23 protein-coding genes are annotated in these 22,014 nt (G+C 53.0%); 16 read left to right on the top strand and 7 right to left on the bottom strand.

Annotated features, from left to right (window positions below; all coding sequences use genetic code 11):
* The first annotated feature begins 43 nt into the window (after nucleotides 1–43).
* On the top strand, nucleotides 44–829 hold the full coding sequence (locus GM154_RS16100) for a class I SAM-dependent methyltransferase (protein WP_219652784.1): 786 nt from the start codon (nucleotides 44–46) through the stop codon (nucleotides 827–829).
* Nucleotides 830–832: 3 nt separating this feature from the next.
* Here GM154_RS16100 and GM154_RS16095 read toward each other — a convergent pair whose 3' ends face one another.
* The 4 genes from GM154_RS16095 to GM154_RS16080 form a co-directional block, all read right to left on the bottom strand.
* Nucleotides 833–1,837: an AbrB family transcriptional regulator gene (locus tag GM154_RS16095; RefSeq protein WP_219652860.1), complete on the bottom strand. Its 1,005-nt coding sequence runs from the start codon at nucleotides 1,835–1,837 to the stop codon at nucleotides 833–835.
* Between the two features lie 67 nt (nucleotides 1,838–1,904).
* Complete coding sequence (locus tag GM154_RS16090) at nucleotides 1,905–3,422, bottom strand: tripartite tricarboxylate transporter permease (protein WP_010797624.1); 1,518 nt, start codon at nucleotides 3,420–3,422, stop codon at nucleotides 1,905–1,907.
* Between the two features lies 1 nt (nucleotide 3,423).
* Nucleotides 3,424–3,882: a tripartite tricarboxylate transporter TctB family protein gene (locus GM154_RS16085; RefSeq protein WP_122043119.1), complete on the bottom strand. Its 459-nt coding sequence runs from the start codon at nucleotides 3,880–3,882 to the stop codon at nucleotides 3,424–3,426.
* A gap of 45 nt (nucleotides 3,883–3,927) precedes the next feature.
* Nucleotides 3,928–4,911: a tripartite tricarboxylate transporter substrate binding protein gene (locus tag GM154_RS16080; RefSeq protein WP_173869112.1), complete on the bottom strand. Its 984-nt coding sequence runs from the start codon at nucleotides 4,909–4,911 to the stop codon at nucleotides 3,928–3,930.
* A 348-nt stretch (nucleotides 4,912–5,259) separates the two neighbouring features.
* Between GM154_RS16080 and GM154_RS16075 the strand changes: the two genes are divergently transcribed.
* Both GM154_RS16075 and GM154_RS16070 read left to right on the top strand, forming a co-directional pair.
* The gene (locus GM154_RS16075; RefSeq protein WP_010797627.1) at nucleotides 5,260–5,931 is read left to right on the top strand and encodes a response regulator; all 672 of its coding nucleotides are present in this window, start codon (nucleotides 5,260–5,262) and stop codon (nucleotides 5,929–5,931) included.
* Between the two features lie 58 nt (nucleotides 5,932–5,989).
* Nucleotides 5,990–7,402: a sensor histidine kinase gene (locus tag GM154_RS16070; protein WP_074827813.1), complete on the top strand. Its 1,413-nt coding sequence runs from the start codon at nucleotides 5,990–5,992 to the stop codon at nucleotides 7,400–7,402.
* Here GM154_RS16070 and GM154_RS16065 read toward each other — a convergent pair.
* Complete coding sequence (locus GM154_RS16065; RefSeq protein WP_010797629.1) at nucleotides 7,396–8,232, bottom strand: HDOD domain-containing protein; 837 nt, start codon at nucleotides 8,230–8,232, stop codon at nucleotides 7,396–7,398. The genes GM154_RS16070 and GM154_RS16065 overlap by 7 nt on opposite strands.
* 33 nt (nucleotides 8,233–8,265) lie before the next feature.
* The gene (locus GM154_RS16060) at nucleotides 8,266–9,204 is read right to left on the bottom strand and encodes a folate-binding protein YgfZ (RefSeq protein WP_219652783.1); all 939 of its coding nucleotides are present in this window, start codon (nucleotides 9,202–9,204) and stop codon (nucleotides 8,266–8,268) included.
* A gap of 147 nt (nucleotides 9,205–9,351) precedes the next feature.
* Here GM154_RS16060 and GM154_RS16055 point away from each other — a divergent pair, with 147 nt between their 5' ends.
* Together GM154_RS16055 and GM154_RS25660 are read left to right on the top strand one after the other, a co-directional pair.
* The gene (locus GM154_RS16055; protein WP_010797631.1) at nucleotides 9,352–9,606 is read left to right on the top strand and encodes a succinate dehydrogenase assembly factor 2; all 255 of its coding nucleotides are present in this window, start codon (nucleotides 9,352–9,354) and stop codon (nucleotides 9,604–9,606) included.
* Complete coding sequence (locus tag GM154_RS25660; protein ID WP_073450332.1) at nucleotides 9,590–10,042, top strand: protein YgfX; 453 nt, start codon at nucleotides 9,590–9,592, stop codon at nucleotides 10,040–10,042. Before GM154_RS16055 ends, GM154_RS25660 begins: the two co-directional genes overlap by 17 nt.
* Here GM154_RS25660 and nadB read toward each other — a convergent pair.
* Complete coding sequence (gene nadB, locus GM154_RS16050; RefSeq protein ID WP_074827578.1) at nucleotides 10,005–11,621, bottom strand: L-aspartate oxidase; 1,617 nt, start codon at nucleotides 11,619–11,621, stop codon at nucleotides 10,005–10,007. The two genes, GM154_RS25660 and nadB, sit on opposite strands and share 38 nt — an antisense overlap.
* 335 nt (nucleotides 11,622–11,956) lie before the next feature.
* Between nadB and rpoE the strand changes: the two genes are divergently transcribed.
* The 11 genes from rpoE to pdxJ all read left to right on the top strand — a co-directional run bounded on the left by rpoE (nucleotide 11,957) and on the right by pdxJ (nucleotide 21,951).
* Nucleotides 11,957–12,538, top strand: coding sequence for an RNA polymerase sigma factor RpoE (gene rpoE, locus GM154_RS16045; RefSeq protein ID WP_010797633.1), 582 nt, complete (start codon nucleotides 11,957–11,959; stop codon nucleotides 12,536–12,538).
* A gap of 31 nt (nucleotides 12,539–12,569) precedes the next feature.
* A complete protein-coding gene (locus GM154_RS16040; protein ID WP_219652782.1) occupies nucleotides 12,570–13,172 on the top strand; it encodes an RseA family anti-sigma factor in 603 nt (200 codons plus the stop codon).
* A gap of 18 nt (nucleotides 13,173–13,190) precedes the next feature.
* Nucleotides 13,191–14,123, top strand: a complete 933-nt coding sequence (locus GM154_RS16035; RefSeq protein ID WP_219652781.1) for a MucB/RseB C-terminal domain-containing protein — start codon at nucleotides 13,191–13,193, stop codon at nucleotides 14,121–14,123.
* A gap of 207 nt (nucleotides 14,124–14,330) precedes the next feature.
* Nucleotides 14,331–15,746, top strand: coding sequence for a DegQ family serine endoprotease (locus GM154_RS16030; RefSeq protein WP_219652780.1), 1,416 nt, complete (start codon nucleotides 14,331–14,333; stop codon nucleotides 15,744–15,746).
* A gap of 140 nt (nucleotides 15,747–15,886) precedes the next feature.
* Complete coding sequence (lepA, locus tag GM154_RS16025; RefSeq protein WP_010797637.1) at nucleotides 15,887–17,686, top strand: translation elongation factor 4; 1,800 nt, start codon at nucleotides 15,887–15,889, stop codon at nucleotides 17,684–17,686.
* Between the two features lie 4 nt (nucleotides 17,687–17,690).
* A complete protein-coding gene (gene lepB, locus GM154_RS16020; protein ID WP_219652779.1) occupies nucleotides 17,691–18,545 on the top strand; it encodes a signal peptidase I in 855 nt (284 codons plus the stop codon).
* Between the two features lie 14 nt (nucleotides 18,546–18,559).
* A complete protein-coding gene (locus tag GM154_RS16015) occupies nucleotides 18,560–18,937 on the top strand; it encodes a DUF4845 domain-containing protein (RefSeq protein WP_219652778.1) in 378 nt (125 codons plus the stop codon).
* Complete coding sequence (rnc, locus tag GM154_RS16010; RefSeq protein ID WP_010797640.1) at nucleotides 18,934–19,623, top strand: ribonuclease III; 690 nt, start codon at nucleotides 18,934–18,936, stop codon at nucleotides 19,621–19,623. Before GM154_RS16015 ends, rnc begins: the two co-directional genes overlap by 4 nt.
* Nucleotides 19,616–20,515, top strand: coding sequence for a GTPase Era (gene era / locus GM154_RS16005; RefSeq protein WP_219652859.1), 900 nt, complete (start codon nucleotides 19,616–19,618; stop codon nucleotides 20,513–20,515). Before rnc ends, era begins: the two co-directional genes overlap by 8 nt.
* The gene (gene recO, locus GM154_RS16000) at nucleotides 20,515–21,189 is read left to right on the top strand and encodes a DNA repair protein RecO (protein WP_010797642.1); all 675 of its coding nucleotides are present in this window, start codon (nucleotides 20,515–20,517) and stop codon (nucleotides 21,187–21,189) included. The genes era and recO overlap by 1 nt, the downstream gene beginning before the upstream one ends.
* A 12-nt stretch (nucleotides 21,190–21,201) precedes the next feature.
* Nucleotides 21,202–21,951: a pyridoxine 5'-phosphate synthase gene (gene pdxJ / locus GM154_RS15995; protein WP_010797643.1), complete on the top strand. Its 750-nt coding sequence runs from the start codon at nucleotides 21,202–21,204 to the stop codon at nucleotides 21,949–21,951.
* Nucleotides 21,952–22,014: the final 63 nt, after the last annotated feature.

Genomic DNA, 22,014 nt, shown 5'->3' with positions numbered 1-22,014 from the left:
CGCTCTGGCAAAATGCGGGCTTTGTTTCTTGATTGACCTTGTCATGATTACTGATCCAAGTGCTGTCGCCGTTTCCATCCAACCGCTTGATGCCGCATGGCAGGGACAGGCAGATGCCTTGGGCTTGCAGCTAGGCCTGCCTGTCACTCAAGCGCCTGAGACGGATTTTGTGCTTCAGTTGGGGGAGTCGGGTCTTCAACTGGTTCAGCGTGGCCCAGATGCGCCAGGACCGGTGCGGGTAGATCTTTTGGAAGGTGCAGCAGCGCATCGGCGACGGTTTGGAGGCGGCAGTGGGCAGATGATTGCCAAGGCTGTCGGTGTTGGCACAGGCATACGTCCGAATGTACTCGACGCCACGGCCGGCCTTGGCCGTGATGCCTTCGTTCTGGCGACGCTGGGCTGCGCGGTCACATTAATCGAGCGCCAGCCCTTGATTGCTGCTCTGCTTGAGGACGGTCTAAGGCGTGCAACAGGCGACAAGGAAGTCGGCGCTATCGTGGCGCGCATGACCCTTCTCAAGGGAAATGCCATTGAGCTGATGCGGAAGATGGATGAGGCACCTCAAGTGATCTACCTCGATCCCATGTTTCCCCATCGTGATAAGTCGGCGCTGGTAAAAAAGGAAATGCGCATTTTTCGTCCCTTGGTAGGTGATGATCCTGACGCACCAGCCTTGCTTGAGGCTGCCCTCGGGTTGGCCAGTCATCGCGTGGTGGTGAAGCGTCCACGCAAGGCGCCTCCTATCGAGGGGGCGAAGCCCAGTTATAGTCTGGATGGCAAATCCAGTCGCTACGATATTTATCCCAAAAAGGCGTTGGGCAAGGGCTAATCGCTAGTCAGTCGCTCGGCGCATCCAGAGCCGGTAGACCGGTTGTGCCAGGAAAAGAACCAGCAGCAGCCGAAGCACCTGCATGGCTGTGACCAGCGGTACCAGCAAATGCAATGCTTCGGCGGTCAGGCTCATCTCGGCGATACCTCCAGGTACCATCCCCAGCAAAAGCGAGCGGGCATCGAGTCCGGTCAACCAGCCCAGTCCCATTGCAATAGGGGTGGCAATGAGGATGGCCAAGCAGGTAGCCAACACCGTGCGTGCCATGAAGGCGGGCGCCTGGCGAAAGAAGGGGCGATCGAAATAGCATCCTAGTGAGCTGCCAATGAGCCACTGGCCGATGTCCCCCGCTCCTGCAGGCAAGCCGATATTCAAATTGAATGTCACGCTGGCTGTAATGCTGGTCAGGAGAGCGCCCAATTGCCAGGCGTTTGGCAGTCGCAGCTTTTGAAAGATGAATGCCAGACCGGCACCGGCCACCATGATGGGCAATAACCAAGAAAAACTGATTTCAACAGTGTGCGAAACAAGAACATGCTCGCCTGCAAATAAATACTTGTAAGCTGCCGGAACGCTTAACAGCACAAACACCATTCTCAGGCTCTGAGCAGCGGCCACTCGAGCCAGTACGGCGTCATTGCGTTTGGCCAGATTGACCATTTCATTGGCGCCTCCAGGCATGCTGGCAAAAAAAGCAGTTGCACGGTCCTCGCCGCTGCGTCGTAATAAGACAATGCCTATCACACTGGCGGTGACGGTCAGCACCGTGCCAAGCGCAATGATCAGCGCGTGCGCTGCAATCTGTTCAACAATGGTTTGGTTGAAATGCAGGCCAATGCCTGTGGCGATCACCCATTGGCCTCCTTTGCGCGCGTGAGGCATTTCCTTAGTCAGCCAGCCACAGCAGCGGATAGCGATAACTCCAAGCAGTGAGCCGATCATCCAGGGAAGGGGCCAGTGCGCGAGACTGGCCAAGTATCCTCCGGCTGCTCCGGCCAGGGGAGTCATCCACCAGGGCCGGAGCGAGACGATCAACGTGTGACAGAAACGCTTCACTGTTTGGTTTTTGCCTTTATCACGCGTTGGCCAAGTTGGCTTTACGGCGAAGAGAGCGACGACGCCAGATGCGAACTATCGGCAGGATCAACATGACGATGACCAGCAGCCATACGATTTGGCTGATGCCACTGGACCATAGAATGTCCATGCTGCCATTGGAGATCGAAAGCGCTCGGCGCAGGTTCTGCTCCATGAGGCCGCCCAGAATGAAGCCCAGCAGCAGCGGCGACAGTGGGAAGTCCAGCTTGCGCAGGATGTATCCAATGATTCCAATAATCACCATGAGGATCAGGTCAAACGTTGTCGCGTGCACGGCATAAACGCCAATTGACGTGATGATGGCAATGATGGGGACCAATGCCCAGTTCGGCACGGCCAGGATCTTGGTGAAAACCTTGATCATGGGTACGTTCAGGATGAGCAGCATCACGTTGGCAATGAACAGCGAAGCGATCAGACCCCAGACCAGCGTAGGCTCGTTCTGAAACAGAAGCGGGCCAGGAGTGATGTTGTACAGCGTAAGGGCGCCAATCATGACTGCTGTCGTTCCCGACCCTGGAACACCCAGCGTCAGCATAGGGATCATGGCGCCACAGCAGGACGCACCGATCGCGGTTTCGGGCGCAGCAAGGCCGCGAAGGTCTCCTTTGCCAAACTCACCCTTTTCACCAGCCATGCGCTTTTCAGTCATGTAGGCCAAGGCACTGGCCAGTGTCGCACCCGCACCGGGCAATACACCCATGACAAAACCGCCAACAGCACAGCGAAGGTTGGTCAGGAATACCGACTTGGCTTCCTTGAAGTTGAACAGCATGCGACCTGTTGCCTTGACAGCTTCCTGGCCATGGTGGGTTTTCTCAAGCAGCAATAACACCTCGCTTACTGAAAACAAGCCCAGGACCAGCACAACAAACTGGATGCCGTCTGCCAGATGGATGCTGTCAAAGGTGAAGCGATAAACACCACTGTTGGCATCAATGCCGATGGCTGCCAGGAAAAGCCCTAGCAACGAGGCGACCAGCGTTTTGACGGGTTTGTCACCCGCCATGCCTGCCAGACAGACAATGGCAAAGACCATCAGCACGAAGTATTCAGCTGGGCCAAAGGCAATTGCCCATTTAGCCAGCAGCGGGGCAAACAGTACCATGCCGCATGTCGCCACGAAGGCGCCAATGAAGGAGCTCCAGGCTGACAAGGACAGGGCTACGCCGGCCAATCCTTTACGGGCCAGTGGATAGCCGTCCAGGGTGGTCATGAGCGTTGATGCTTCGCCCGGGATGTTCAGTAGAATCGACGAAATACGTCCGCCATATTCACAGCCAAGGTAAACCGCTGCCAAAAGAATCAAAGCGGATTCAGGCGGCAGACCTAGCGCAAACGCTACCGGGATCAACAGGGCCACCCCATTGATAGGGCCTAAGCCTGGGAGCAGGCCAACCACGGTTCCGATCAGCGTACCGATCAGGGCGATAATAAGGTTGGTAGGCGTTAAGGCAACACCAAAGCCTTGGGCAAGAAAATTCAAGGTTTCCATCTTAGATCTCCAGGCCGTCTAGGATGCCCAAGGGCAGTGGAACGTCCAGAATGCGATCGAACAGGATGTATAGGCAGATGGACATGACAATGCTGGTCACGAGGCTGGGCAACCAGCGCCCGCCATAGAGTCGAGCAAACAGAAAGCCTGCAACGATGCTGCTGGGAACAAAGCCGAATGGCTCGAACAGCAGGGCGTAAGCCAGTAGCAGCAGAACGCAGCTGACTACCTTGCGCGCAGTCGGTGCATCCATGGGTTGTTCGTCATGGGCGTGATCAATTGGCGTAGGCTTGATCAGAAGGTAAGCCAGCCCTGCTGACATCAGTCCCAGCATCAACATGGGGTAGGCGCGGGGGCCGACCGGCTCGTAAGAGAACGGTGCCTGATAATCCAGGGCAAGGTACATCATGACCAGGCCGGCAATTAGCCAGACGCCCAGAAAGAGACGTTGAAAAAGCATGGCATTTCCCTCGGACGCTCCGCCTGCGCGGAGCGTCAGGTAGCGTTATTGGATCAGGCCAAACTCTTTGGCCATGCCCCGGTACTTGGCAACTTCCTTCTGTACGTAGGCATCCAGCTCACTGCCAGTCATGGCAAATGGGAAAAGCTCACGCTGGTCGCGTAGTTTGGCAAAGTCATCCGAAGCCAGCAGTTTGTCGAAGGAGGCTTTCCACCAGTTGTAGTCTTCATCACTGACTTTCGGGCCGAGGTAATAGCCGCGCACTACAGGCCATACGATGTCGTACCCCTGCTCGCGAGCGGTGGGGATGTTGGCCATGGCAGGCTCATCCAAACGGTTTTCGGAAAAAACCGCCAGGATTCTCATATCACCGCTCTCGATGTGAGGCATGGAGTCGGAAATATCCGTACTGCCCACTTGAATATGCCCACCCAGCAGAGCCGTTGCGATCTCGCCACCGCCTTCCAGTGAGACATAGCGGAGGTCACGCGGATTGATACCCGCGGCCTTGGCAACGAGGGCGGTCTGCATCCAGTCCTGGCTACCGACAGTTCCGCCAGAGCCAATGACCACTTTGCCTGGATCCTTTTTAAGCGCTTCGACCAGATCGCCAAGGGTCTTGTAGGGGGAATCATTCTTTACGGCGATGGCACCGTAACTGGTTCCTACCGCTGCCAGCCATTTGACGGCCTTTTCATCGAAGCGGCCAAACTTGCCCTGCGCCAGGTTGAGCAGGGAGCCGCTTGAAAACGCAACGATTGTTCCACCTTCCTTGGGGCGTTGTGCCACGACAGTATTGTAAGCCACTGCGCCTACACCTCCTGGCATGTAGGTAACCCGCATAGGTTTTTCTAGCAGCTTGGCGTTTACCAGCGCGCTCTGGGCAAGTTTGCAGGTCAGGTCGAAACCACCGCCTGGAGAGGCTGGTGCAATACATTCAGGGCGTTTGGGTTCAGCTTGCAGCTGTGTGGAGAGCATTGCTGCAACAGCAGCGATTGCCAGGGGGCGTAGGGATAGGGCCATGGTTATCTCCTTTTGTTTTTATAGTGCGGAACGGCAACAGAGCAGTGTGATTCCATTGCTGAAGCAATCTTGCGTCAGTTGAAAACTGATACGTAAACAGGTAGCGAGCCTGGCGGCTGGCGAAGTGCGTAAGTAGGGTAGGGCGGAAGAGTTTCCGACGAGGCGAGTACGCGACGAGTCTGCATGATGGGATTCCGTATTGTTGTTTTTGTAGGGCCTTTGGTGCGTATAAGGCTTATTAACCTGATCGTAGTGGCACAAGCTTTCACGAAGCTTTCAATCTGAAAGGATCTAGACCATTTATCAGTCGCTCTGGGTACACTGAGACGATCTAACACGATTTCGGAGAATCGAGTGCGCATCTTGCTCGTCGAAGATCATCTGTCACTGGCTGAAAGTGTGGCGCAGGCGCTGAAGGGAGAAGGTTGGACTGTCGACGTCATCAATGACGGTGTCGCTGCTGACCTGGCACTGGCAAGTGAGGAATACGCATTGGCCATTCTGGATGTTGGGTTGCCGCGAATGGATGGCTTCGAAATCCTGGCCCGTCTTCGTGAGCGGGGTAACCGTTTGCCGGTATTGATGCTGACGGCGCGCGGGGAAGTGAAGGATCGGGTTCAGGGGCTTAACCTAGGGGCTGACGATTACCTAGCTAAACCCTTCGAACTTACCGAGCTCGAAGCTCGAGTCAAGGCGCTGCTTCGACGCAGTGTGTTGGGCGGCGAGCGCCAACAGCGCTGCGGCCCGCTCGTCTATGACCTCAACACCCGACGCTTCACGCTTGATAATGAACCCTTGACCCTGACCTCGCGTGAGCAGGCAGTGCTTGGCATTCTGATTGCCCGCCCCGGTCGGGTGATGAGTAAGGAACAACTGGCTTCCCAGGTCTTTGGTCTAGATGAAGAAGCCAGCCCTGAAGCCATCGAAATCTACATACATCGTTTGCGCAAGAAGCTTGAGGCCAGTGCTGTTCGTATCGTGACCTTTAGAGGGCTGGGCTACTTGCTGGAGTTTTCAGGTGCTTGAGCGCAGGGAAGGCGTGCGGGTAAGCCCGGAAAGTTCTGAAGCCAATAGCAGTGTTGTCATCGAGGGCAGTCTGCGAGGTCGATTGCTTGGCCGTCTGGCTGTCTTGCTGGCCTTGTTATTGATCGTGAGCAGCCTTAGCGCCTATATCAATGGTCGGCAGGTTGCCGACACCGCCTATGACAGGACGCTTTTGGCATCAGCCCGAACCATCGCAGCCGGGCTGTCCGCAGAGGACGGTACCCTGAGGGCCGATGTGCCCTATGTCGCGCTGGATACCTTTGCTTATGACAGTGCCGGCCGAATCTATTATCAGGTGCTCGACATTGAAGGGCATCTGACCTCCGGGTACGAAAATCTTCCGCCACCGCCTCCGGGTACGCCGCTGACTCAGGACTATCCTGCCTTGGCGCGCTTCTATGACGGACAGTACCGGGGGCAAGGTGTACGAGTTGTCAGTTTGATGCAGCCGGTCAGTGAAACCAACATGAACGGCATGGCTGAAATACGGGTAGCGGAGACAGAGCAGGCTCGTGAAAACATGGCGCGTAGTCTGCTGGTTGATACCTTGTTGCGGCTCTGCCTTCTTTCCGTGGGAGCTTTGCTGCTGGTTTGGTGGGTTGTAAGCGTAGCGCTTCAGCCGCTTGAGCGATTAAGGGCTGCGGTTGAGGAGCGTCAGGCGGACGATTTGCGTCCACTGCCTAGGGTGGTGATTCAGCGGGAGCTGTTTCCCTTGGTAAGCGCATTGAACCAGTTTACGGTCAGGCTGAGAGGGCTCTTCGAGCGTCAGGCTCAGTTCATTGCCGACGCCGCCCATGAATTACGTACACCACTGGCCGCGCTAAAGGCTCGTCTTGAGCTGGGTGTTCGTGAGCAGAGCCCGCAGCAATGGCATGCAACCCTGCTTGATGCCCAGCGCAATACAGACCGTTTGGCTCATCTCGCCAATCAGCTCCTGTCCCTGGCAAGGATCGAAAGCGGGGCACAGGCCATTGCCGAAGGTGGAGCAGAGCGCATCGAATTGGGAGCCTTGGCCAGAGATCTTGGTCTTGCGCTTGCGCCGTTGGCCTATAAGCGAGGTGTCTCGCTGGAGCTGGAAGCGGAAGCTGAGGTATGGGTAAAGGGCGAGCCGACCTTACTCAATGAGTTGTTATCCAACCTTATTGATAACGCACTGGCTCACACGCCTGAAAATGGTACGGTCATAATCCGGGTGCTCACACCCTGTATTCTTGAGGTTGAGGATGATGGCCCGGGTATTCCTGCCGATGCGCGAACGCACGTTTTCGAGCGATTCCACCGGCTGGATCCTCAGCGGGGCGGTGCCGGGTTGGGATTGGCTATCGTGGGAGAGATCTGCCGCGCTCATCAGGCTGCTATAACCTTGCATGATGGCGCGGCGGGAGGGCTGCGTGTAAGGGTTGTATTCCCTGACGAGCGCGTGATCCCCAATATCGATTGGACGGCCTATTGAAGGAAGTGCTTGGACTGTTCCAGTGCTTCCCCTAGATCCTCATCGGCCTTGATGTCGGTAGAAGGATCCAGCCCCAGCTTTCTGAAGGAAGCAATAGGCGTCCAGTCCATTTTAGTCAAGGGGTGCTCCGTGCCGCTAAGGCTCTGCAGGTAAGCAACCTGAACAATGTCGGCGTAATCCACCTTGGGCGTATTGCGCTCGAAGTCCAGATAATCCTGAGGCACGTTGACAATGGACTCCTGGAAATCCCAGGCTTTCAGAATCCGCTTTCCTATCTTGGGATGGATTTCCTCGATTACACGATCCAGTGTCAGCGAGTTGGCCAACAGTGAACTGTGTTCTTCGGCATACGTCAGGATGGGTAGCACACCGATCTGATGCACCAGACCCGCCAATGCAGCCTGATCGGGAGAAAGGCGAGTGAAGTGCTTGCACAGAACATAGCTGATGCCCGCGATTTCCGTACTTTTAGCCCATACCTCACGCATCTTATGATCAACCGCGTCGGTAGTAGCTTGGAACATCTGCTCCATTGCAAGTCCGATTGCAAGATTGCAGGTGTAGTTGATACCTAGCCGATTGATAGCGGTGTGAAGATCCGTGATCTCGTTGCTAATTCTGAGCAGCGGACTGTTTACTACCTTAATGATTCGCGCCGTCAATGCCGTATCGTTGCCGATGAGCTTGCCCATGTCAGCGCTTGTGACATCCGGATCCTCGGCGGCCTCGCGAACACGCAGGGCCACTTCAGGTAACGTTGGCAGAACCAGCTGATCGTTTTCAATGGCCTCGTTGAGCTCTTGAGCTACCTGTTCGGCAAGCATGATCATTCTTTATCCCTCGAAAAGCATTCGTCTGATACGTCAGCGTTGAATTTCGCGATCCGTATCGATTACATAAGGCAGATCTAAGAGCTCGCACACGGGGCCCTCGTTAGATGCGAGATGAATGCGGCCATCCTCTTTCGCATCGATTTGTAAAACAGCCAGAAACTCTGTTCTACCGTCATCCCGCGCAGCCAATACCACTTCTCCCACGCTGCTATTATGCACCGGAGAAAACAGCTCGGTGCCAGGCGCTGGTGTATCAGCGTCTACCTTTAGGCGATAGAGTCGGCGCTTCAGTCGCCCAAGGTATTGCATGCGTGCGACGATTTCCTGACCGGTATAGCAGCCTTTTTTGAAGCTGACGCCATCCACGGCCTGCAGGTTGATCATTTGAGGAATGAACAGCTCGCGGGTGGGGCCGAACACCTGTCCGATTCCCTCGCGTATCTGGCCCAGCAGCCAGTGCTCTAGGGCGACCTCAGGCGCTATGCTGCTTAATTGCTGATGGAAGGACTCAGCAAGCGCGCTAGGAGTCCAGATTTCGATACGCTGTCCACTCAGACGTATCGCCAACATGCCGTCAAAATGAGCAACACCATTAACCTGTTCGGGAAGAGTCAATGACGGCAGTGCTTTCTGCGCTGTCTCAACACTGGCGCCGAATCGCACCCATTCAGCACTTTCGTCTGCCAGCGTCGACTTGGAAAACACTGCGTATTTCTTTAGGTCCGTCAACTGCGGCTCTACTAATTCCTTCGCCATCGCCAGCAGGTATCCTTCCTGGATTTGCACGATGCGAAAGCTCGAAACCATTCTTCCCTTAGGCGTACAGCGAGCACCCAGGCTGGATGTTTCTGCATTGAGATAATTGATGTTGCAAGTCACTTGGCCTTGCAGGAATTTTCCCGCGTCCGCTCCGCGAATCGCCAGGATGCCTTCATGAGACAGTGCGCAAAAATATAAGGAGTCAGCCATAGAGCATCAACGGCAAGAGAATGAACGCTCATCATAGAACGCAGGCGTGTTCTTGTCAGTTGCGATAACAACAAGATGCCTTCCTGCAGGTAGAGCTGAGCAATCTGATGAACTCGCCTATAATGCGCCCAACTTTGAGGAGCCACCATGACAGACGAAACCGAACTCAAGCGACTTTTCTGGCACAGCCGTCGCGGCATGCTTGAACTGGACGTGTTGCTGGTACCTTTCGTTCAGGAAGTTTACCCTTCACTGAGCCAGCAGGATCAAGACCGCTACAAAAAACTCCTCGACTGTGAAGATCAGGACATGTTCGTCTGGTTTATGCAGCGGGGCGAGCCTGAAGATCCAGACCTAAAGTATATCGTTCGGATGATTCTGGATCGTGTCCAACCGGATTGAGCCGTTTGAATGCCACTGGCAGCACTCTCGACAATTATTTTGTGTCTATTGTGCGACCTTGCTGTTGGCCTTCGTCTCGTTATTTATGGCCAACATTCCGACATGGGCGGCCATCATGGGCGCTCTCATGTGTGTCGCCCATGCTGCCTGGGTAATTCCGGGCGCCATATTGTTGCATCGGCCAAATGAGCCGCGCCGCCTGAAACATGATGAGAGCGGATGGCAACTCTGGTCTCCAGGGCAGGGGTGGCACCCTGTTCAGCTATGCCGGGATAGCATGGCGCTGCCGCTTATTATCGTGTTGCGATATCGGCGTGTAGATGAAAAGTGGACCCGGGCAGTTTGTATCCCGTCCGATGCTATGACGCCGGATGCTCACCGGCGTCTGCGGGTCAGGCTCAGGTTTGCGCAGCGACGTTGGGCGGCACCAGAATAGTATCCTGTACCTGATTGCACGGCCTGGGATAATCCAGTGTGTAGTGCAGGCCACGGCTTTCCTTGCGCGCCATGGCGGAGCGGACAATCAACTCTGCTACTTGGGCAAGATTTCTAAGCTCAATCAGATCACGGCTTACTTTGTAATTGCTGTAGAAGTCATCTATTTCTTTCATTAAAAGCTGTATGCGGTTGTAGGCGCGTTGCAATCGCTTGTCGGTTCGGACGATACCTACATAGTTCCACATGAAGCGGCGCAGCTCCTCCCAGTTGTGCGTAATAATGACATCCTCATCCGAGTCGGTTACCTGGCTGGCATCCCAGTTGGGAAGGTGGGGAGGGTGCTCTGTCTTGTCGAGCTGACTCTCGATATGCCTGGCCGCCGATCGCGCATAAACGAAGCATTCGAGTAGTGAGTTGCTGGCCATTCGATTAGCACCATGCAATCCCGTAAAACTGGTTTCTCCGACGGCATAGAGCCCCGGCAGGTCAGTACTTCCGTTTTCATCTACGCATACCCCGCCGCAGGTATAGTGAGCAGCCGGTACGACAGGGATTGGCTCGTGGCGAATGTCGAAGCCCAGGCTCAGGCATCGCTCATAGACCGTAGGAAAGTGTGCAGTAATGAAGTCGGCCGGCTTATGGCTAATATCGAGATGGACATAAGGAATGCCAAGTCGCTTCATCTCATGGTCGATCGCCCGGGCTACGATATCGCGTGGCGCCAGTTCGGCTCTCTCGTCAAAGCGCGGCATGAACCGCTCACCGTTTGGCAGCTTCAGAAGAGCCCCTTCGCCTCGCAGTGCTTCCGTAATCAAAAAGTTGCGGGCCTGCGGATGATAAAGGCAGGTAGGGTGGAATTGATTGAATTCCATATTGCTTATACGGCAGCCGGCTCGCCATGCCATGGCAATGCCGTCACCGCAGGCGCTTTCTTGGTTGCTGCTGTAGAGGTACACCTTGCTTGCTCCACCGGTCGCTAAGACTGTGAAGCGTGCACCGTATGTATCAACTTCACCGGTGTTTCGGTCAAGTACGTATGCACCTAGGCAGCGGTTGTTTTTTAGTCCGATCTTGATGCCTGTAATCAGATCGACCGCAACCTGTTGTGAAAGCAGATGAATATTAGGCCGTTCCTTAGCGGCAGCCAGTAGAGTATCGAATATTGCAGCGCCAGTTGCGTCGGCAGCGTGGATGATCCGCCTATGGCTGTGGCCACCTTCACGGGTCAGATGAAGAGGAAACCTTTTCTGTGCGTCTCCTTCGCTTCGAGTAAAAGGAACGCCTAAGTCGATTAGCCATTCCATGGCCTCACGGCTTCTTTCCACCGTGAAACGAACAGCCTGTTCGTTGCATAATCCAGCACCCGCTATCAATGTATCCTTGACGTGGGAGTCTATGGTGTCGTCCTCATCCAGCACAGCGGCTACACCACCCTGTGCCCAGTAGGTTGAGCCATTAGAAAGGTTGCCTTTGCTGAGAACTGCGATCCGAAGGTGCGAGGGTAAGGTTAGTGCCAGGGTGAGGCCAGCAGCGCCGCTGCCGATGATCAGAACATCATGATCGATGTGTTGGCCCATATATCGTCTCTTTTTGTTGGTTTAGCTATACGATTAACTAGCGTAATGGCGATGTCATTCTATGGAGGAAGGAACTTTATAGGGCCCGGAGCCGTCCATGTGAGGATAATTTTCCACACGGACAGTAAAAAGTGGCCGAGAGAATGAATAGTGGAATGACTGCTAATAGCTATCAGCGGATGTCGGCGGAAGACCGGCTTACCGATCAGCGAATCGAAGACAAGGTTCGCCCGATATCTGCCGTGGGGAGAACTTTTACGCAGCACCCTGGTCTATCCAAACAACAGGATGAGAAGGGTGAAGCGGGTCTCCTTCGGAATCAACAAGGAGCTCCCATGCAAACCCAGGAACAGGATCAGCAGCTTGTCGAGCGCGTGCAGCGAGGCGATAAGCGTGCATTTGATCTCCTGGTGCTGAAATACCAGCACAAGATTTTAGGGTTGATTGTGCGCTTCGTGCACGACACCCAGGAAGCGCAAGACGTAGCGCAAGAAGCTTTCATCAAAGCCTATCGCGCGCTAGGGAATTTTCGTGGTGATAGTGCGTTCTATACCTGGCTATATCGCATTGCGATAAACACAGCAAAAAATCATCTGGTTGCTCGTGGTCGTCGTCCACCGGACAGTGACGTAAGCGCAGAAGATGCTGAGTTCTATGAAGGTGATCATGCCTTAAAGGATATTGAGTCGCCTGAGCGTTCGCTGTTGCGGGACGAAATTGAAAGTACCGTTCATCGCACCATTCAGCAATTGCCAGAAGATTTAAGAACCGCGCTAACTTTGCGTGAATTTGAAGGTCTTAGTTACGAGGACATTGCAAATGTGATGCAGTGTCCAGTAGGTACAGTACGCTCGCGCATATTCCGTGCGCGGGAAGCCATCGATAAAGCCCTGCAACCTTTGTTGCGGGAAGCATGAGACAGCGGCGACAGCTATGAGAGAGGTTGATATGAATCGTGAAGCTCTGCTGGAATCACTGTCCGCTGTTATGGATAACGAAGCGGACGAACTGGAAGTCAGACGTGTACTCGCGGCGACAAGCGAGGACGCTGAACTCCGTGCTACTTGGTCCCGTTATGCAATGGCTCGTGCAGTCATTCGCAACGAACCTATCATGCCAAAGCTTGATATCGCATCTGCAGTATCGGCTGCGCTGGCTAACGAAGAGGCGCCTGTGGTGACTACACCTGCTGCAGTGGCTAAGCCCAAGGTAAGCCGGTGGAGTGCGATCAGTCGAGTGGCAGTCGCGGCTTCTGTAACAGTGGCTGTGTTGGCAGGTGTGCGGCTGTATAACCAGGAAGGCGTCTCTGAACAGATGGCCCAACAGGCTCCAGCACCTATCAGCGTACCGCAGGTACAGAGTCCTGCTGTATTGGCTAATTACAGCGAAGAAAGTGCTCAGAGCGCTGAGTCCAAGGCGGCTAATCCGTCTGCAGTGGCCAACCCACAGCTGCCTGGCTACATTCGTCAGCATGCACAGCAGGCTACTTTCAACAGTGTTGAAGGTTCCGTGCTTCCTTATGCACGTGGTGCTAACGCAGAAACTCGTTAATCCCTGATAAGGAAGAGCATGCGGTTTGCTCCAGTTATATATGGAATAGGCGGTTTGTTACTGATAACTCAATCAGTACAAGCCGCCGAGTCAACGGATTGGTTGAACAAGCTATCAACCAGTGACAAGGTTGATTCCCAAGGTTCTTTTATCTACGAGAGCAATGGGAATCTAACTTCACATCATATCGCCAGAAAAGTCGATTCCAATGGGGATGTTAAAGAGCGTCTCTACCGGCTTGATGGCACTCCTTATGAAGTAGTGCGTGATAATAATCGCATTGTCTGCAGTACTTCAGCAGATGATCAGGTTGATGTGGCAAAAAGCCTTGCTCCCAAATTGAGGCCTGATCAAATCGATAAAGGCTATACCCTCAAGCATCTCGGAGAGTCGCGCGTTGCAGACAATCTCACGGATGTCATAGCGTTTATTCCCAAAGATTCCTATCGATACGCTTATGAAATGCAACTAAGCAAGTCGACTGGACAGGTCCTCAAATCCACCACATTCGATCAAAAGGGTAATGCACTGGAAAGACTTCAGTTCATTACTTACTCGTCGCTTGCGCCAAGTACAGCTGAGCTTGATCCTAAAGGTGACTGTGCTCCTAGCGCAGAAGCGGAAGAGGCGAGCCATGCAGACCAAGCTACATGGGCGGCTTCCTGGCTTCCCTCCGGCTTCGAGCAGGTACGATCATTGAAGAGCTGGCAGGCAGGTGGGGACGGACGACCTGTACAGTACCTTCTATACAGCGATGGTCTGAGTAATTTTTCTGTATTTGTTGACTCTGATAGTCATACAGCGATGACCGATAGTCGAAACCAGTTTGGTCCTACCAGTGTCGTATCCAAGCGCATCAATCCATCTGACAAGGATGTGTTGATTACTGTTGTAGGCGAAGTTCCTGCCGGTACGGCCGAGCGCATAGCGTTATCCGTACGGCCCGACTAAGTCTGTGCCGCTAATAAGTACATGTTTCCTGATACTCATAGGGAGTATCAGGAAACATTCAGCTTTTCTATGGTATTTCGTCAGGTGACTCTTTTAAGGCGGTTCGTCTGCTGCCTGAAGTAGTGATGCGGTGGGTACTGCACCATCGCTTGGTAAAAGCTAACTGTTAGCACTGTCTGTCCCCTGCAAGAACGGGAGCTGTATTTCATGCGAATGTTTAAACATTACCTGGCAGCCTTGATGGCAACATGGGCGCTAGGCGTATCGCTATTGGCCCATGCGGATCTTCCAGACTTTACTCCGCTGGTAGAGTCGGCAAGCCCTGCCGTTGTTAATATCAGTACTCGCCAAAACCTGCCGGCTAGCCGTGGCGGTGCCATGTCCATGCCTGATCTCGAAGGGCTGCCGCCAGGTATTCGTGAATTCTTCGAGCGAAGCATTCCTCAAATGCCGCAAGGGCCGGACAGTCGTCGGCGAGAAGCCCAGTCGTTGGGGTCCGGTTTTATTATCTCGGCTGATGGTTATGTCCTGACCAACAACCATGTGGTAGCCGATGCGGACGAAATCATCGTGCGCCTTTCTGACAGAAGCGATCATACTGCCAAATTAATTGGTGCTGATCCGCGTACAGACGTGGCGCTCCTCAAGATTGACGCCAAGAATCTTCCGACCGTTAAGTTAGGTAATTCTGACAAGCTCAAGGTCGGTGAGTGGGTGCTGGCTATTGGTTCGCCCTTCGGGTTCGACCACTCCGTGACAGCCGGTATCGTAAGCGCCAAGGGGCGTAGCTTGCCAAACGAGAACTATGTTCCATTCATCCAGACGGATGTTGCGATCAATCCTGGCAATTCTGGTGGCCCGCTGTTCAATCTGAGCGGGGAAGTGGTAGGTATCAACTCTCAGATATTTACGCGTTCGGGCGGCTTTATGGGGCTTTCCTTTGCTATCCCGATCGATGTGGCTATGAATGTGGCCAATCAGTTGCGTACCGAGGGTAAGGTGACGCGCGGTTGGTTGGGAGTTGTCATTCAAGAAGTAGACAAAGACCTGGCAGAGTCCTTTGGCTTGGAGAAGCCAGCCGGCGCTTTGATCGCTCAGGTTTTGGAAAACGGACCTGCAGCCAAGAGTGGCTTGAAGGTGGGAGATGTCATCCTGTCGGTTAACGGGCAACAGATTGTTGAGTCAGCAGATCTGCCTCATCTGATCGGTAACCTGAAGCCTGATGCCACCGCGGAAATGAATATTGTGCGTGAAGGCGCACGCAAGACCGTATCCGTTAAGGTCGGTGATATGCCCGATGATGACTCCATTGTTGCCTCAGGTCAGCCCGGCGCTGAGCGTAGCAGTAATCGAATGGGGATTGCTGTTGCGGATCTGACTGATGAGCAGAAGAAAAGCCTTCAGTTGCAAAGTGGCGTGGTAATCAAGCAGGTAACGGACGGACCGGCTGCCATGATTGGCTTGCGTCCGGGCGATGTAATTACTCATTTGAATAATCAGCCGGTTTCCTCGGCGCGCCAATTCCAGGACACAATGAAGAAGCTTCCTGCCGACAAGTCCATTTCCATGCGCGTCATGCGTGATGGACGAGCCAGCTTTATTACTTTCAGGCTGCCCAAGTAAGGCCAATGAGGCGAGGTGGAAACACCTCGCCTTTTTACCTTATGTAAGTCCGTGCGTGACGGGTTTCCATAGTATCGGGTAAACTCCCAGGCTATTTTTTCCAGCGGGCATTCCGCTGCTGGCCTTTCGAGTGTTGATCCGTGAGTGACCTAAGTCATATCCGTAACTTTTCCATCATTGCCCACATTGACCATGGCAAGTCGACGCTAGCCGACCGCTTTATTCAAATGTGTGGCGGCCTGTCCGACCGCGAAATGGAAGCCCAGGTGCTGGACTCCATGGACCTCGAGCGCGAGCGCGGAATTACCATTAAAGCCCACAGCGTGACGCTGCACTACAAGGCGCAGGATGGTAAAACGTACCAGCTCAACTTTATCGATACCCCTGGGCATGTTGACTTCACCTATGAAGTAAGCCGCTCTCTGGCTGCCTGTGAGGGCGCTTTGCTCGTTGTTGATGCTGCTCAGGGCGTTGAGGCTCAGTCCGTAGCCAACTGCTATACAGCGATTGAGCAAGGTCTTGAAGTCATGCCTGTGCTCAACAAGATGGACCTGCCTCAGTCCGAGCCAGAGCGCGTTAAGGCAGAGATCGAGCACATCATTGGTATCGATGCCACTGACGCGGTTCCCTGCTCAGCCAAGAGTGGCATGGGTGTTGTCGATGTCCTGGAGCGACTGGTCAAGGTGATCCCTGCGCCTGAAGGCAATATCGAGGCGCCTCTACAAGCATTGATCATTGATTCCTGGTTCGACAATTACCTAGGTGTTGTGTCCTTGGTACGCGTCAAGCATGGACGTGTGAAAAAAGGCGACAAGATTCTGGTGAAGTCCACCGGCAAAGTACATCAGGTGGATAGTGTTGGCGTCTTTACGCCTAAGCATACCGAAATGCAGGATCTTAAGGCCGGTGAGGTAGGCTTCATTATCGCTGGTATCAAGGAGATCCTGGGGGCGCCAGTAGGTGATACGCTGACGCTTTCCAGCACGCCAGACGTAGCCATGCTGCCGGGCTTCCAAAAGGTCAAACCTCAGGTCTATGCAGGCCTCTTTCCGGTCAGCTCGGATGATTTTGAAGACTTCCGCGAAGCGCTGCAGAAGCTGACCTTGAACGATGCGTCTTTGCAGTACGAGCCTGAAAGCTCAGAGGCACTGGGCTTTGGCTTTCGCTGCGGTTTCCTCGGTATGCTCCATATGGAGATTATCCAGGAGCGTTTGGAGCGCGAGTACGATCTGGATCTGATCACGACTGCACCGACTGTAGTGTTTGAAGTCGTGCATAAGAATGGCGAAATCGTATACGTAGACAACCCCTCAAAGCTGCCTGATCTTGCGTCGATTGCAGAAATGCGCGAACCGATCGTGCGGGCCAATATTCTTGTGCCTCAAGAGCACTTGGGTAACGTCATAACCCTATGTATTGAGAAGCGTGGTGTGCAGCGGGACATGCAGTTCCTCAGCAGCCAGGTTCAGGTTAGTTATGATCTGCCTATGAATGAAGTTGTTCTGGACTTTTTCGATCGACTCAAGTCCGTTAGTCGTGGGTATGCTTCGCTGGATTACAGTTTTGATCGCTTCGAGGCTTCTAATCTGGTCAAGCTTGATGTCCTTATCAATGGTGAGAAAGTCGATGCGCTGGCATTGATCGTTCACCGAGACAAGGCTCACCACAAAGGTCGAGCTCTGACAGAGAAAATGAAGGAGCTGATTCCACGTCAGATGTTTGATGTGGCGATCCAGGCGGCTATTGGTGGGCAGATCGTAGCGCGGACAACCGTAAAGGCATTACGTAAGAACGTATTGGCCAAGTGTTACGGTGGAGACGTATCCCGTAAGCGTAAGCTGCTGGAGAAGCAGAAAGCGGGTAAGAAGCGGATGAAGCAGGTTGGTAGTGTGGAAATTCCACAAGAAGCCTTCCTGGCTGTACTCAAAGTGGATAGCTGAGAATATGTCATTCAATTTTCCTTTGCTTTTGGTTATCGCTGTCGCAGTGTGTGGCGGTTTGGCACTGTTTGATTTGGTCTTTCTGGCGCCACGCCGGCGTACAAGAATTGCGACATACGAAGGGCAGGTTACCGAGCCCGATCCAGTTGCTTTGGATAATTTGAGGAAGGAGCCACTCTTGGTCGAGTATGGGAAGTCATTCTTTCCTGTACTCGCCATCGTTTTGGTTCTGCGGTCGTTTCTGGTGGAGCCTTTCCAGATTCCTTCGGGATCAATGAAGCCCACATTGGAAGTGGGCGATTTCATCTTGGTAAACAAGTTCGCCTATGGAATCCGTTTGCCGGTTATCGATACTAAGATCATCCCGGTTGGAGACCCGCAGCGCGGTGATGTCATGGTATTTCGCTATCCCAGCGACCCCTCCGTTAATTACATCAAGCGTGTTGTAGGCTTGCCTGGCGACACCATTCGCTATACTTCAGAGAAGCAGCTTTTTGTGAACGGTCAATTGGTCTCAAAGCAACTGATCGGAGAGGAGCCTGGCTCTTTGGGTAGTGCAAAGCTATACAAAGAGAAATTAGGCGACGTAGAGCATGTCATTCGTGAGGAGATGACTCGTTATAACCTGCCGGCGGATAGTCAGTGGGTTATACCGGCTGGTCATTATTTCATGATGGGGGACAACCGGGATAACTCTAATGACAGTCGTTACTGGAACGACCCTGGCATTCCACACGAACTGCTTGGCATGGTTCCCGATAAAAATATTGTTGGCAAAGCCTTCGCTGTCTGGATGAGCTGGCCTGACCCAAAGGTCAAAAATTTACCTAACTTTTCCCGTGTAGGGATCATTCATTAAATAGGAAATGCGTCATGTCTATGTCGCACAGGCAAAAGGGACTTTCCTTCATAGGCTGGCTGCTAATGCTGTGCATTATTGCTTTCTTGGCAAGCACAGCCTTTAAGCTTATTCCTCATTATCTGGATTATCAGGCGATGACCAAAGTCATCACCTCTATAGAAAGTGAGAAAGCGATGAATATTCATAGCGTGCCCGATGTGTATTCGTATGTAAGCAAGGGCATGCAGGTTAATGGCATTAATGATATTGACCTTGATAAAGCCATGCAGGTGAAGACTGAGGACAATAGATTCCTTATCCATCTGGATTATGAAAAGCGTGAACCTCTAATCCGTAATATTGATTTAGTGGTTCATTTTGAACGCGACTTCCGTATAAGTATCCCGTGAACCCACCCTTAGATCGTCTCGAGCGCCGGCTCGGTTACACCTTCAAAGACCAGGGCCAAATGGTCCTGGCTCTCACTCATCGCAGTTTTGCCAGTAAGAATAATGAGCGTCTTGAGTTTCTAGGAGACGCTATTCTTAACTTTGTGATTGGCGAAGCGCTCTATCAACATTTCCCTCAAGCCCGTGAAGGCCAGCTTTCTCGCCTACGCGCAAGATTGGTAAAGGGAGAGACCTTAGCTGTCCTGGCCCGTAGTTTTGAGATTGGAGACTATCTCCGGCTAGGCTCGGGCGAGTTGAAAAGTGGCGGCTTTCGCCGCGAGTCTATTCTGGCAGATGCGATGGAGGCTCTGATTGGCGCTATCTATCTGGATGCTGGGATGGAAGCGGCCAGAGATCGGATCATGGCTTGGCTAGGGCCGCAACTTCGTGAGCTTACGCCAGTCGATACGAACAAGGATCCTAAAACACGCCTTCAGGAGCATCTGCAGGCGCGGGGATGTGAGTTGCCAAAGTATGAAGTGGTCGCGATCGAAGGCGAGCCACATTGTCGCGTCTTTTTCGTCGAGTGCGACATATCGATGCTAAGCGAAAAAACCAGTGGCCAAGGGCCCAGTCGCCGCATCGCAGAACAAATGGCTGCAACAGCCGCGTTGATTGCTTTAGGAGTAGAGAATGGCCATGACTGACCCGGTATCCCGTTGTGGATACGTAGCTATCGTTGGGCGTCCTAACGTGGGCAAATCTACTCTGCTGAATCATATCTTAGGGCAGAAGCTTGCTATCACCTCTCGAAAGCCCCAAACGACACGTCATACGTTGTTGGGTATTAAGACAGAAGGGGATGTTCAGGCTGTTTATGTCGATACGCCTGGTATCCACAAAGAGAATCAAAAAGCTCTCAATCGCTATATGAATAAGACCGCATCCGCAGCCCTCAAAGATGTAGATGTAGTTATCTTTGTGGTGGATCGCATGCGCTGGACTGAAGAGGATGTGTTCGTTCTAGAACGAGTCCGCCATGTCAAATGTCCGGTGATTGTGGCGGTTAACAAAACGGACCGTATGGAAGATAAAGCAGAGCTTCTACCTCAGTTGAAGTGGCTATCCGAGCAGTTGCCTGAAGCAGAGGTTATCCCTATCTCTGCGCAAAATGGTGTGAATCTGGATTCCCTCGAGAAGCTTGTAGCGGATCGGCTGCCTGAGGGAGACCACTTCTTTCCTGAGGATCAGCTTACTGATCGTAGTAGTCGTTTTCTGGCTGCAGAGCTCGTACGTGAAAAAATTATGCGTCAGCTGGGTGCTGAACTTCCCTATCAGGTCACGGTTGAAATTGAGGAGTTTAAACAGCAAGGGAATGTGTTGCACATCCATGCGCTGATTCTGGTAGAGCGTGATGGACAGAAAAAGATACTCATCGGAAACGCAGGTGAGCGAATCAAGCGGATTGGTCAGGATGCTCGGAAAGATATGGAGGCCCTCTTCGATTCGAAGGTCATGTTGAACCTTTGGGTGAAGGTAAAAAGCGGCTGGTCAGACGATGAGCGCGCACTCCGCTCTTTGGGATACGCAGATCTTTAATGCAAGAACCTGAGAAAGTCTTCGTTCTTCATGCTCGGCCCTTCAGGGAAAGTAGCACGCTCGTAGACTTTTTTTCATTGCGTGGGAGGTTTCGAGCAGTCTATCGAGGCGCTCGTGGAAAATCTGGCAGTGTTGTTCGGCTGTTTCAGCTATTTGAAGGGCAGTTCCGGGGACGTACTGAATTAAAGACAGTTCACCGTATGGAGCCTTTGGCTCCTCCCTTTCTTCTGAGCGGAGATGCTCTGTTTAGTGGCCTTTATCTCAATGAGCTCATCGTACGTCTTCTTTTGCCAGAAGAGCCGCACCCGGCGATCTTCCATCAATATGCAAATACCTTGCGTGCATTGAGTAATCATGCAGACGTGGAACCTCCGCTAAGGAACTTCGAGTGGACGTTTCTCGATGAGTTGGGTTACGGCTTTTCATTAGAAGTGGATAGTCGCGGCAACGCTATAGATCCCAAAAATATCTATCGTTTTGTTCCAGATGAAGGCCTTGAATGTATACCTGTGTATCAGCCTGGTGCATTCCAAGGTAGTGAGCTGCTGGCCTTGTCTGGCGCTGACTGGAATGATGCAGGTGTCCTTAAATCAGCTAAACGACTCATGCGCCAGGCTTATGCTCCGCTGCTTAGTGGCAAGCCGCTTATTAGCCGTGAATTGTTTCTTAAGTGAGAGTTGAATGCGATGTTTGCTAGCCGACTTTTATTAGGCGTCAACATTGATCATGTGGCAACTTTGCGCCAGGCGCGCGGTACACGTTATCCCGATCCTCTTAAGGCAGCGCTTGATGCAGAGGAGGCTGGTGCAGATGGAATTACACTGCATTTACGTGAAGACCGTAGGCATATTCAGGAGCGAGACGTTCGCCTCTTCAAGGCAGCCCTTCAGACGCGCATGAACCTTGAGATCGCAATGACTCCGGCGATGCTGGATTTAGCCTGCGATGTCAGGCCGGAGCATGTCTGCCTTGTACCTGAAAAAAGAGAAGAATTGACGACAGAGGGTGGCTTGGATGTTCTAGGGCAAGAGCATCGGATAAGGGAAGCTATCGCTAGGCTTGCGTCGGCAGGTTGTCAGGTATCACTTTTTATCGATCCCGATCAGCAGCAAATAGAGGCCGCCGCGAGAGCTGGCGCTCCTGCCATTGAACTTCATACAGGAAAGTACGCGGATGCAGCGAGCGAAAAAAGTCAAACCCTCGAACTTGAGCGTATTAAAGACGGTGTTGAGGCAGGTTTGTCTAGCGGGTTAATAGTGAATGCAGGTCATGGCCTTCATTACCATAACGTAGAGCCAATAGCGTCAATCCCAGGTATTAATGAGTTGAATATAGGTCACGCCATTGTGGCCCATGCTGTGTTCGTTGGCTTTAAGCAAGCAGTAGTAGAAATGAAAGCGTTAATGTATTCGGCTTGGCTCAAAAATAAAGCTTGACCTGTGAGCGGAGGGGCCTATAATGCGCCCACTTCCGCTGCAACGGAACAGCAAAAAGCCTTG

This window comes from Pseudomonas sp. MAG002Y, assembly GCF_019400845.1.
Classification (GTDB): domain Bacteria; phylum Pseudomonadota; class Gammaproteobacteria; order Pseudomonadales; family Pseudomonadaceae; genus Chryseomonas; species Chryseomonas luteola.
This window is presented reverse-complemented; position numbering and strand designations above follow the sequence as displayed.